This window comes from Chitinophaga sp. Ak27, assembly GCF_012726295.1.
Taxonomy (GTDB): Bacteria; Bacteroidota; Bacteroidia; order Chitinophagales; family Chitinophagaceae; genus Chitinophaga.
The window spans coordinates 1158068-1171249 of sequence record NZ_JABAOB010000001.1 but is presented as its reverse complement, the minus strand read 5'-3'; the positions used below and the strand labels follow the sequence as shown (position 1 = coordinate 1171249).

General features: G+C 49.1%; 8 protein-coding genes. 1 reads left to right on the top strand and 7 read right to left on the bottom strand.

Features of this window, described 5'->3' with window-relative positions; all coding sequences use genetic code 11:
* Positions 1 to 25 precede the first annotated feature (25 nt).
* From HGH90_RS04545 to HGH90_RS04520, 6 genes are all read right to left on the bottom strand, one after another.
* Positions 26 to 1468, bottom strand: coding sequence for an alpha-L-fucosidase (locus HGH90_RS04545; protein WP_169190481.1), 1443 nt, complete (start codon positions 1466 to 1468; stop codon positions 26 to 28).
* A 2-nt stretch (positions 1469 to 1470) separates the two neighbouring features.
* Positions 1471 to 3519 carry a glycoside hydrolase family 2 protein gene (locus HGH90_RS04540; protein WP_169190480.1) on the bottom strand — a complete coding sequence of 683 codons (2049 nt, stop codon included), beginning with the start codon at positions 3517 to 3519 and terminating at the stop codon, positions 1471 to 1473.
* 9 nt (positions 3520 to 3528) lie between these two features.
* Positions 3529 to 5112, bottom strand: coding sequence for a RagB/SusD family nutrient uptake outer membrane protein (locus HGH90_RS04535; protein ID WP_168763822.1), 1584 nt, complete (start codon positions 5110 to 5112; stop codon positions 3529 to 3531).
* Positions 5113 to 5129: 17 nt separating this feature from the next.
* The gene (locus tag HGH90_RS04530) at positions 5130 to 8372 is read right to left on the bottom strand and encodes a TonB-dependent receptor (RefSeq protein WP_168763821.1); all 3243 of its coding nucleotides are present in this window, start codon (positions 8370 to 8372) and stop codon (positions 5130 to 5132) included.
* Positions 8373 to 8656: 284 nt separating this feature from the next.
* Positions 8657 to 9817 (bottom strand): FecR family protein, encoded by a 1161-nt coding sequence (locus tag HGH90_RS32070; RefSeq protein WP_168763819.1) that lies wholly within the window; start codon positions 9815 to 9817, stop codon positions 8657 to 8659.
* A 69-nt stretch (positions 9818 to 9886) separates the two neighbouring features.
* Positions 9887 to 10477 carry an RNA polymerase sigma-70 factor gene (locus tag HGH90_RS04520; RefSeq protein WP_168763818.1) on the bottom strand — a complete coding sequence of 197 codons (591 nt, stop codon included), beginning with the start codon at positions 10475 to 10477 and terminating at the stop codon, positions 9887 to 9889.
* Positions 10478 to 10627: 150 nt separating this feature from the next.
* Between HGH90_RS04520 and HGH90_RS04515 the strand changes: the two genes are divergently transcribed.
* Positions 10628 to 11845, top strand: coding sequence for a trans-sulfuration enzyme family protein (locus HGH90_RS04515; protein ID WP_168763816.1), 1218 nt, complete (start codon positions 10628 to 10630; stop codon positions 11843 to 11845).
* Positions 11846 to 11847: 2 nt separating this feature from the next.
* On the opposite strand, the gene HGH90_RS04510 is transcribed toward HGH90_RS04515, so the two are convergent.
* On the bottom strand, positions 11848 to 13176 hold the full coding sequence (locus HGH90_RS04510) for a GntP family permease (protein WP_168763814.1): 1329 nt from the start codon (positions 13174 to 13176) through the stop codon (positions 11848 to 11850).
* Between the last annotated feature and the right edge of the window lie 6 nt (positions 13177 to 13182).

Genomic DNA, 13182 nt, shown 5'->3' with positions numbered 1-13182 from the left:
TTTGCGCCTTTACCTCTTTGCGTGATCAGGTTTTTGCTTTTTCAAAGTTGCTGTTATCCCGGTTTTCCTTGCTGGTTTGCAACAAGATTACAAATGGAGCTTCCTGGTTTTTATGATCCAGGTGAATAAAGTATTCATTTTTGCCAATCAGTTCCGGTGTTCCGCTGATGATATTTTTTTCCAGGGAAGTCACATTTACCAACGTAGTTTGCGCAGGGAGCTTTACCCGCAAGCTGCCAGATACGGGTACATTACAAACCACCATGTACACGCTGTCTGTACCGGATTTGCGGATATAATATCCCCAGTCCTGTTTTGCGAAGCCGGCATCTGTACCACCGTAGATAGCGCTGCTGTTTATCTTCATCCAACGGCCTATTTCCTGCATGCGCTGCACTTCTTCTGCACGGAAAGTGCCATCACTTTTAGGGCCGAAGTTGATCACGAAATTACCGCCCAGCGAAGCAGATTTCACCAGCATTTCAATGAGTTCGTTGGATGATTTGATATGTCCCGCCCATTTGGCGTTGTAGCCCCATTGGTTTTCAGGAATGGTCATTACACCTTCCCAGTCGTTACCATGTACGTCAGATGATCTTTCCGGCAGCTTACGTTCCCAGCCCTGTTCATAATCACCCATCAGGCGGCCATTGGAGTCGAAGTGGCGGGCGCCTTTTTCATCGGCACGTAAACGGCTGCCGATGATGAGACCAGGGTGCAGCCGTTGCAGGTATTGCTCCAGCTCATCGGAAAATGCCCCGTCATTTTTCCAGGAGTCGTCCCAGGTGCCGTCGAACCAGAAACCTTTTACCGTTGGGTATCGCTGTAATAATTCGGTCAACTGGTTTTTTACAAATACCTTGAACCGTTGATAGGCAACGGAGTCTGCCGGCGTTTTTAATGCAGCGCGCCAGTCGGCCTGGTTCCAGTCGATGATGGAAAAATACAGGTATACATCAATTCCCTTTTTATTGTAGGCATCTACCATGGGACCAATAACATCTTTTTTCCAGGGAGATGCAGCCACGGTATATTTACTGTATTTACTGGGCCACAGGCAAAAGCCATCGTGGTGCTTGGTGGTGATGATCATGTATTGGGCGCCCATATCGCTGGCTTGCTGCGCCCATTCTTCCGGTTTGTAGTTGACCGGGTTAAATTGTTTATACAGGTTATCATATGCCTGTTGTGGCATCTCCTTCCAGGAACGTATCCATTCGGCGGCGCCGTTATAGGTTTTCCCTTTCCATTCGCCACCCGGAATGGCGTATAGTCCCCAGTGAATGAATTGCCCCAGGCGTTGGGATCGCCACCGGGCCATGTCGGCATCTGTTCTGTTGCCAATGCGGTGGGCGCCGTGTTCCAGCGGGAGCGTGTCTCTTATGCTTTGATTCGTTTGTGTGTGGCCGTGCAGCTGTAATAACAGGAGGGCGCTGGTGGCTATAGTACTGAATGTTTTTTGCATCATGATCAGTTAAGTGTCCAGGTAATGGTATCCGTATAGGCTTTGCCGTTATAGGCGCCGGTGGCAGTGATCGTATTGTCGCCGGGTTGAAGAGTAATATCATCAAAGATAAAATCTCTTTTATTAGCGCCTGTATGACCGGCAACCGGCGCATTATTATTTACCCGAAGGGTTACCTGCCCGAGGTTGCTGAATACTTCTACCTTTACGTGGGCCTGGTGACGGATATTGTTGCGGCGTTCGGCGATATATACCATGGGCGCCGGGTTCCAGTTGGATTTATACCAGTAGAAAGCATCTTTTTTCTGTTGACGGTCGTAGGTGATCAGGCCTTTCAGGTTGCGGGCATTCACGCCGCCTCGGTTCCACATGGGTACAGCAAACTCGAACATATTCCATAAATAGGAAGCGGTGATATACGGATGTTTTTCTATCACTGCCCATTGTTGCACGTGTGTAGCTGTTTGATAAGTTTCCGGAAATACCTGCCCGCTTACCGGGTCAAAGTCTGTTACCAGGCTATCGGTATGTTGATGAATATTCCCATCGGCGCCATATTCCGTTAGCATTAGTTTATAATCGGGGTAATCTTTTTCCAGTCCTTTTACCCAGCCTTCTATATCGCCGATCTTGCCTTCATACCAGCCGAAGTAACGGTTCATACCCTGGATGTCTGTGGACAGGTTGGCGGGGCGATTCATTTCGCCATAACCGCTTACCGCCACGGTATACCGGCCAGGGTCATTGGTTTTAGCCACGTCATTCAATTGACGGGTGAGTACCGCCACATAGTCGTCGGGTGTTTTGGCATATACTTCATTGTGCATACCCCATACGTAAATGGCCGGGTGGTTGAAATTTTGCCGGATTAACTCAGTGAGTTGCTGTTTGGCATTTTCACTTTCTTTCCCGGAGAAGTTATTAACGAAAGGTATTTCCGCCCAGATCAGGAAGCCCATGCTATCGCACTGGGAGTAGAGGTATTCTGATTGCTGGTAGTGGGCAAAGCGGATGGTGGTGGCGCCGATTTCGCGTATCAGGTCCAGGTCTGTTTTGTGCTGTGTATTGCTGAGCGCATTGCCGCAATCCTGCCATTCCTGGTGGCGGGTAACGCCATGCATCGGGTAGGCTGCGCCGTTCAGGAAACAACCTTTCCCCGCCTGCACTTCGATGCGACGCAGTCCCAGTGGCTGGGTTACGGCATCCAGTACTTTGCCGTTGGCAATAATGGAAGTAGTGAGGGCATAGAGATAAGGATCTTTGAGCCCGTTCCATAAATGCGGATGAATTACCGGTAGCTCCTGGCGGATGATGTTCAGTCCTTGTGGACTAAGGTTGACATCTTTAACGGAAATGGATACACGCTTATTTTGCTGATCTTTTATTTCCGTTTGTACCTGTACGTGCGTATAATAAAGGCGTTTGTTTTCGATCTTGGCAGTTACCCCTACCTGTGCTGTTTTATTACCCAGCTCCTGGGTAATATAAATGCCCGGAGAAGCATAGTCGGTCGTGGTGATGTTGATATCGTTGGTGATCAGTAGGTTGACCGGCCGGTAGATACCTCCAAAAATGCCAAAGAGAAAGTTGTTGACAGGCAGCACATCTTCCCTGGCTTTATTATTGACTTTTACCAAGATAGTATTTTCTTCTCCATACTTCACCACGTGTGTTATCTCAAAGCAGAAAGCGGCATAGGAACCTTTATGCTCGCCGATGAAACGATTGTTGACATATAAGTCGGCCACGGAGCCTACGCCGTCGAAGCGGAGGAACAGGCGCTTTCCTTTCAGTGAAGTGGCTACAGGAAATTGCTTTTGATAGCAACCTTCGCCGGCGTAAAAGTTTTTGCCCTCCTGCATATCTTTATTATTCCAGGTATGCGGGATGGTTACGCTTTGCCAGCTGGTATCGGACTGTGTCTTTTCTGCTATGAGCGGACCTTTTCGGAAGGCCCATCCATCGTTGAAGGGGAGGATGGTTCTTCCTGTTTGTCCGTACCCCTGTGAAAACAGGAGTACAGACAATAAGGAAATGAGGAATGATTTCTTCATGGCAATGATTTATTTACCGTAGCCATCATTTTGTGTGAGCACGGCATCTTTATTCACATCAATTTCTGATTGTGGAATAGGCAGATGTATGTTAAAATCGCTGATGGTGGGTGCTACTTTCGGATTGTATTTGCGTACTCTGGCCACCAGTGTATTAGTCCTGATGAGGGTGAGGCGGCGCAGCTCTTCTGCGGTGAGTTCCCGGGCCCTTTCATCGAGGATATAGTCCAGCGTTACATCGCCGGGTTGCACCGGTGTTGCGTGGGCGCGGTTGCGGATTACGTTGATGCTGGTGGCGGCATCAGCATTGTGCCCCTGCTTGAACTGTGCTTCTGCCAGCAGCAGGTAAGTCTCTCCAAGACGCATCTGTATCCTGTCTTTGTACGATTGCGCGCCCTGTATATCCTGTGGTTGGAACTCATACCATTTGGTGGTATGGGCATAGATGTTCTGGATGGTATCGAAGCCGGTAGCATTCACGGGTTGTCCATACTTAGGAGAAGCAGGATCGTTGTAATAGTACTGGCGGCGGATATTGAAGCGGGAGTTGCGCATATCGTCGTTATCATACAGGTTGTATGTCCACCAGTTGGTAGGCCGTATTCTGCCGATGCCGCGTCCGCCGAGGGAATCGCATACTTTCATGCCGGCTACGTTTACATAAAAAGGTCCCCACTCGCGGCGGCGCTGATCAAATGCGGAGGCGCCTCCCGGGATATTGTATTGTTGCTCTATAACCCAGATGGCTTCGGTATTGCCCTGGTTACGGCGCATATTACCGTAGGTAAACATATCGGCAAAAGGATCACCTGGTTGGGATGCTTTTACGCCATAGCGGGCATTGATGAGGCTAAAGAAATTGCTATTGATAATCCTTTTGGCGGCGGCTTCTGCATCGGCAGGCTTGTTGGCGCGCAGCAGGGCTTCGGCTAACAGTTGTGCCGCCGCAAATTTATTGATGCGCCCCTGTTTCTTTACACTGGCCGGATCTGGCAGGTGTGCCTCTGCAAAGGTGAGGTCATCGATGATTTGTTGTATCACCGCTGTTTCAGTAGCCCGGGTAAAATCGGTGCGGGGTGCTGTTACCGGCGTGGTAATCAATGGCACCCCACCAAACAGGATAGAGAGATGGTTATATGCATACGCTCGGAAGAAACAGGCTTCCGCTTTGTATAAGTCGCGCTGGGCCTGCGTGAGCGTTGCCTTCGGGTTGGCCGAGGCGGTAATGATCGCATTGGCCGTATTGATTAATTTATAACCATAGTTCCAGATGCTGCTCAGCGAACCTGTTTGGGAATTGAGGTTCTGGTAGTTTTCATATGGCGCCTGTATGGTATTCGGCTGACCGGTAACGGCCATATCAGTACCTACATAAAAGGTGGCCAGTAGGCCCTGCGTATCTCCGTAGTCATTGCGCATGACACTAAGCATCCCGGTGCTGGCGGCTTCGAAGCCTAATTCATCTACCAGCGTATTATCCAGTGCATAGGCCGATTTAAGGTCTTCGTCAAGAAAATGTTTACTGCAGGAGGAAACAGACAGTGTTAATACCCCCGCAACTAAGATCCTGCATATATATAAGCAATTTTTCATGGTCATCTCTTTTAAAATTATAAACTGATATTAACACCCAGTATCAACGACATATTCAGCGGATAAAAATCGGAGCTCTGCTGGCCCGCGCCCTGTCCGTTATTTAAGCGCGTGCTGGAAGAAGTAATAGAGGACGGCGATGTTTCCGGGTCGTATCCCTGCCATTTGGTGATGGTAGCCAGGTTACGGCCACTGATATATACCTGCAGGTTAGAAATGTTGTAACGCTGTAAGGCCTGCTTGTTGAAGTTGTAGCTGAGGGTTACGTCTTTCACGCGGATAAAGGAAGCATCCTGGGCATATTTATATCCTTTTGGATTGGTGTAAAACAAGGCCGGGTTAGTATTGATCTTGTTTTCGGAAGTCCAGTAAGGAATGGAAGCCGGCAGGTTGATAATGCCTGCCTGATCACGGTTGTCGAGGATGTTGTTGGCCCGTAGCGCTCCGTGTACATCCTGCAGGAAGATATTCAGTGAAAAGTTTTTATAGGTAAAGGTGTTTGTCAGGCCGGCAATATATTTTGGTAATTGTGTGCCGAGATAGGAACGGTCGGCGGCATCTATTTTACCACTGTTATCCAGGTCTTTGAATTTGAGATAACCTGCTTTGGCGCCGGGATCTATTTTAGCATCTTCTCCTTCCTGCCAGATGCCTGTCATGGTATAATCGTAAATGCCCAGCAGTGGCTTACCAATGAACAGGTTGTTGCCGATATCATCTTTGTTATCGCCATACAGCGATACTACTTTATTCCTGTTGAAGGAGATGTTGAAAGCCGTTTGCCAGGTGAAGTTTTCGGATTGGATATTGCGGCTGTTCAGTAATATTTCCAGCCCCTTATTGGCCGTTTCGCCGATATTGTCATATACAGAAGTATAGCCGTTGGCAGCCGGTATTTTCCTGCTCAGCAACAGGTCGTAGGTGCGGGTGCTGTAGGTTTCAATGCTACCGCTGAGGCGGTTGTTCCACAAAGCAAAGTCGATGCCCAGGTTCAGACCGGAGGTTGTTTCCCATTTGAGTTTGCTGTTGCCTAATATATCGGGGACTACACTTACGGCTGTAACCCCGTCAAATACATAATTGGTAGTGGCAAGGCGCGACAGGGTGCGATAGCTGCCTACCGCCTGGTTGCCGGAAGTACCATAGGAAGCGCGTAGTTTTAGTTGGGAAATCAATGGGAGTTGCGCCATGAATTTCTCATTATGAATATTCCAGCCTACCGCCACAGAAGGGAACACGCCGTATTTATTATCCGGCCCAAAGCCGGAGTAGCCATCACGACGGATAGTGGCAGTGAGCAGGTAGCGGCTGTCGTAGTTATAGTTGATCCGGAACATTTGCGACAAGAGCATGCTGCCGGTGTAGGAAGTGGTAGTTTTCTGCACCTGTGCTGCTTTCATATTGTAGAAGTCGAGGTTATCGTTTACAAAAGAATTGGCATCCAGCTGGGAGGTAAAGTTTTCGTCTTTCTGTGCACTGTATAAACCGGTGAGATCGAGGTGATGTTTCTTCCACTGGGTAGTATAGGTAAGAAGATTTTCAACGATCCATTGTTTACTTTCTCCGTTAATCACCTGGGCAGTGCCTTGCATATCGCCCATTTTGCGACCGGTATAGTCGCCACTGCGGTTAGGGCGGAAAGAATAGGAGGCGTTGACCCGGTATTTCAGTCCTTTTACAAAATCTGGTGCTATTTCCGCATACCCGCTGGCCGTCATGTTTTTACTGCGACTGATGGCCGGATCGTACAGATTGATCAGGGGGCTTGTATACAGTGTTTGCGGTGCAATCGGGTATACCTCGTAGTCGCCGGCTGCGTTGTAAAGCGTGCCGTAAGGGCTGAGGGCATTGGCACTAAAGAGCGATACTTCACCGCCATCGTTATTGTTATTAACGAGGAACATATTCACGCCGGTTCTCAACCAGGACGTTACCTTGGCGTCTACATTAGCGCGGATGCTGGAGCGGTTGTACTGGTAGCCTTTAAGGGTACCATCTTCTTTCAGGTAGGTACCGGAGAGATAATATTTCACGTTGTCGCTACCGCCGGAAATACTCAATTCGTGGCTATGAATATATCCCTGTTGTGCAATTTCTTTGAGCCAGTCTACTTCTTTGGCTCCGTTGGCAAAATTATTTTGTTCAGATAGGTAAGGCAAGTCTGGTGCATCGGGGCGGCCCGCCTGGATATTATACCAGTGGTTTTTGGTGCGGTATTGTTCACCGTTCATTTGTTTTACTACGTTGGACTGGTATTCCGGGCCGGCATAGCCATTATAGCTGATCTGTGGCTTACCGGTTTTACCTTGTTTGGTGGTGATCATGATCACGCCATTGGCGCCCCTGGAGCCATAGATGGCCGAGGCAGAAACATCTTTCAGCAGATCGATCGAAGCGATATCGTTGGGGTTGATATCATTATAGCTGCCGCTGAAAGGGATACCATCTAATACAATGAGGGGCTCGTTACTGGCGTTAACGGATTTAAGGCCGCGCAAATAGAAAGCAGGAGAGCTTCCTGGCTTGCTGCTGTTGCTGATGATATTTACCCCGGGTGTAGTTCCTTGAATCGATTGCAAAACATTTGTAACGGGAAGATTTTGCAGTCTTTCTTTCGGTACAGAGGATATGGCGCCGGTTACATCGCTTCTTTTCTGTGTACCATAACCTACTACAACCACTTCTGTTTGTTGCTCCAGGGAAGCTTTCAGCGTTATGTTGAATGTGCCGCTGCTGGCTACGGCAACTTCCTGGGGCGCCATTCCCACAAAAGAAAAGATTAATACCTGAGGGCCTCCTGCGCTGATGCGGAGGGTGTAAGAACCATCATCGGCGGTACTCACGCCCTGGGAGGTATTTTTAACCCTTACTGAAACGCCGGGCAGCGGATGGCCGGTTTCATCGGTTACTTTTCCCCGTACTTCGATGGGAGGCGCAGCAGGACTGCTGTTGTTGTTATAGGTCGTTGGTCTGGGAGAGATGAATACAGACTTGTTTTCAATCACATATTTCAGCGGCTGATCTTTCAGCAGGAGATCGAGGAAGGTCTGTATAGATACATTTTCCACTTTCAGGGTAATGGGATGTGCTTTTTCCAGTACTTCGCGGCTGGCTACTACGGTATAACCGGATTGCCTCCGGATAACCGAGAATAGTTTTTCTACCGGCACATTGCGTCCCGACCAGGTGATCAGTTGCGCATACCCCGTGGCACTCACTTGCAGTAAAGCGGTAGTTAATAATAAGAAAGTCAGTTTCATAACTAACAGCATTTTGGTTGAAAACCGGCTCCTGTTGCATGTTTTTCCTAACATAGGCGCATGGGAATACCGGTTACAAAGAGCAATTTTTTGCATAGCTTTGCATTGATTTGGCTTGTAAATAGATTGTTGTATGGAATACTCAACTGTTTTGCATAGCTGTATCTTTCTTAGCCGGAGGTGGGTCGAAACACTTCCGGTTTTTTATTACAGGTGTCCTGCTTGTTGATGGTTGAATGTTTAGTTCACTGTTTTTCTATAACATGTCTGATAAAAACGTCTTTTTATGATTTTATAATTATTTTTCTGCCTGTCAGCTGGAAGTGAATGCCTGAATCTTTCAGGAAATTGAGTACGCTGGAGAGGTTTACATCACTACCTATTTCTCCTACAAAGGTGATGTCTGGCGGCGTTGATTCATATACCACTTCAATATCATACCACCGGGCAATGATGCTCATGACGGTGGTTAGTTTTTTATCCTGGAAATTAAGCACCCCATTTTTCCATGCAATAACGGCCAGGGTATCTACCTGGTGTTGCAGGGTGGTGGCGCCGGTTGGTTTATTGATCAGCAGCTGTTGCCCTGGCTGCAATACTTTTGGTTGATGATGTACATTTACGCGCACCGCACCTTCGAGCAGGGTAGTGCTGATGTTGGCGTCTTCCTGGTAATTATTGATATTAAAATGTGTGCCCAGCACTTCTACGCTGGTTTCATTATTTAATTTCACAATAAATGGCTGCCGGCTGTTGGGTGCTACCTCAAAATAGGCTTCCCCATTGAGGGTAACAGTTCTGTTGCTGCCGGTAAAGGCGGTAGGGAAGCTGATGGCGCTGGCGGCATTGATCCATACCTGGGTACCATCCGGCAGTTGAAGCCTGAATTTGCGACCGCGTGGGGTGCTCATGGTATTATAACTTACTGTGCCGGCGGCTGATGCATCATAGGCCAGCTGGCCGTTTTGAAGGGTAACGCGGGTACCTTGCTGGGTGGTTACCACGCCATTGTTTAAGCTGTCCAATACTACCTGGCTGCCATCTCCGAGCGTTAATACAGCGCCATTCTTTCCCGGTTGCACATCAGTATTGGCCGTTATTGCCACGGGGGGCGGTGGCGTATGATGCCGCCAGGTAAACCAGGCAGCGGTGCTGAGGAGTAGTCCGGCGATTGCCGCCGCCGCCACATAAGGGCGACGATAGAAGCGGATTTTTTTTACCACTGGTTCTCCATGCAAAATACGCTGGAGCTGTGGTTCATATACAGAAGGATCATAGGCCGGATCGGCTATAGCAGTGGTATGCAGCTCGTTGATGAGCGCGGTCCATTCCTCGTCGTCGTTATTGGTACGCAATGCTGCAAACAATTCAGCTTCCTCCGCAGCGGAGGCGGTACCTTCGTAATAACGCTGTAATAAAAAGCGATAATAATCTTTAGCTTCCACGATACTGTTCCCTTCTTTTGCTGGTTAGACGCTAAAAAATAACAAGTGTACTATGCGTCAGAAAAAAAATCACAAAAATCTCGACAACAGGGTAATCAGTAAGATAGGAAGGCGGGTGCCGGTGTGTTTTTCCAGGTATTCCCGGATAAATTTGCGGGCGGTAACCAGTTGGTTTTTAACGGTGTTTTCAGAGATGTCCAGCGCTTCGGCAATTTCCCGGCGGGATTTGCCTTCCTGCGTATTCATCATAAATACTTCCCTGCGGGAGGCCGGTAATTTTTCCACCGCTGTTTTAATCAGGCCTTGCAGCTCCTTTGCATAAATGCCGGCAGAAAAGTCATCCTGATCAGGAATGTCAGCGATGATATCGTCTTGCCGATTTTTTTCCCGGGCATGTTGCCGGAGCACCGACAACGATCTGTTGGAAGCCAGTGTGTACAGCCAGCCGCCTGGATTTTCGATATCTGCCAGCGTGTCGCGGAGCAGCCATACCTTTAGGAATACTTCCTGCATCACTTCTTCTGCGGTGGTATCCGACTTCAGTAATTTTTTGACAGAGCCTATCAGCAAGGCATTGTACCGGTGATATAATAAACGAAACGCTGCTTCATCTCCATGGGCGATTGCTGAAAAAAGTTTTCTGTCGTCTGGTATGTTCACAGCGTGTTCCTGGTTATTGGTGGCAAAAATGTTTAGCTGCCCTCAATATTAGGGCATTTAGGGGTTTTCTGCAAACGCTTTCTTTGATAGATGGCATTTCATTTTACTTTTTTATTTTTATACCACTACCGGAAACTTTTAAACGACTGTATGACTAATTATACTAACATGGCTTCCGCAGCTATCCATGCCGCGCAATCCCATATCGCTGAGAATGCCCACCTGGTGCCAATTTTCGCTACTTCTACATTTACTTTCGATAATGCGCAACAAGGTATGGACCGTTTCCAGGGTACGGCCCCCGGTTATATTTATTCCCGCTTCGGCAACCCTACAGTAACCGTTGCAGAAGAGGTGATTGCCGCACTGGAAGCGCTGGGGCTGGAACAAGAAGATGGCAGCTCACTGCCGCTGAAAGCTATTTTACATGCCAGTGGACAGGCCGCCATGGCTACCCTGATGCTGTCGAACCTGGTGGCGGGCGACCAGGTGCTTACTCACTATTCATTATATGGAGGCACCCACGAGTTCCTGTTTAACTTCCTGCCTGCCTTTGGGGTAACGGCACAAATTGTAGACCTGCACGACCAGGAAGGACTCGATGCCCTGTTGTCGGCTAATCGTGCTGTGAAACTGATCCATATTGAATCGCCCGCCAATCCCTCTATGCGCTGCGTCGACCTGGAAGCGGTATGCCGCATCGCCGGCAGGCACCAGGTGAAAGTGAGTGTAGATAATACCTTCGCTACACCCTACCTGCAGCAGCCATTCCGCTATGGCGTTGACTTCGTATTTCATTCTACTACCAAGTTTATGAACGGGCATGGCACCGCTATCGGCGGCGTGTTTATTGGAAAAGATATTGCCTTTATGCAGTCGAAGGCGCGTAAAACCGCGACTTTGCTGGGTGGTTGCGCCAATCCTTTTGATACCTACCTGCTCATCCAGGGCATTAAAACCCTGGAGCTCCGTATGAAGCAACATTGCAGCAACGCGCAACAGGTAGCGGAATTTCTTCACGGCCATCCGGCGGTAGCCAAAGTAAACTTTAATGGGTTGCCTGATCATCCAGATTATGCATTGTCGGCCCGGCAAATGCGCCACCCTGGCGCGGTAATGAGCTTTGAACTAAAAGCGGGATTTGAAGCGGCCGTACGATTTATCGACCGCCTGCAAATGTGTTTACGGGCAGTGTCGTTGGGTACGGTAGATACGCTCATCTCTCACCCGGCGTCTATGTCGCATTCCGGTATGAAGAAAGAGGACCGCGAAAAAGCAGGTATTTCTGATGGCTTAATCCGCCTGAGCGTAGGACTGGAGGATGTAGACGATATTATCCGCGACCTGGACCAGGCGCTTTCTGCATAATATTATATCCCCGGCAGGCAACGTGATAACCCATACACGCCTGCCAGCGATACCAGCGCCATCACGATAGTGCTGGTACTATATACCCGCAGCATATCCTTTACTTCCAACCCGGAAAACCGGGAAATAACCCAGAAGTAGGCATCGTTTGTATGGGAAATCATCATCGATCCGGCGCCCATAGCCAATACACAGATGATGCGGCCATTGCCGGAATCTAACCCGATAATGGGCAGCAATGGTTGCATAATTGCAGCGGCTGCAATGATAGCCACGGTCGAAGAGCCTTGGGCAGTTTTGAGCAACGCGGTGACGAGGAAGGGGAGTAATAACCCCATGGCGGCCACTGCCGGGCTTTGTGCAATGTGACTACCAATATCGGCTTTGGCCAGGATGGCCCCAAAAGCCCCACCAGCGCCTATAATCACCAGTATGCCGGCAGCTTTTTCTGCGCTTTCCTGCAGCAAAGCGCCGGCCTTATTTTTCAATTGTGTTAAGGCTAACAGGATGCCCACACTGAGCGCTATTTCCGGGGTGCCCAGCAACGCCACGGTTTTTAAGGCATGAGATGGCGCCACGCCGGTTTCCAGGCTAAAGAGCGAGCGTACCGCAATCAGTAAGATAGGAGCCGCCACCGGCAGCACCGACATCCCTACAGAAGGTCCCGCAGCCACTGGCGTGGCAGTATTTTCGGTACTAACGTGAGCGGCTAAACGTTTTCCTGCAAATACGGACCATACATAACCGCCTGCGGCCGCGGGGATAGCAATCAGCAGGCCATAGAGCATCACCATACCGGTTTCGGCATGAATGGTAACAGTCGCCGCAGTAATACCCGGATGTGGCGGCATGAGGCAATGCACGGCGTATAAGCCGGTGGCCAGAGAGGAAGCCATGATCATCAGCGATACGCCGGAACGCTGTGCCAGCGCTTTGTTTAATCCGCTTAATACAATAAATCCCGAATCACAAAAAATAGGCATGCCCACCAGGTAACCAATCATATTCATAGTCAATGCCGCCTTACCGGTACCAATACGTTGCAATACATAATTGGCCAGTACCGCCGTGCTGCCACTCTGTTCGAGTATCAGACCCAATGTAGTGCCCAGTATAATCAGTAATCCTAATGAACCTATAATGCTGCCCATGCCGGATTTGATACTGCCGAGAATATCTGCTGCCGGCAGGCCTAATATACAACCGGTCAATACTGCTGCCAGCAATAAAGCAAAAAATGCATGTACCCGGAACCGGGCCGTGAGCAATACAATGAGGGCAACGCCCGCTAACAGGCCCAATAGGCTTTGTAGTAAAGGAATGGTCGTCATAGTTAC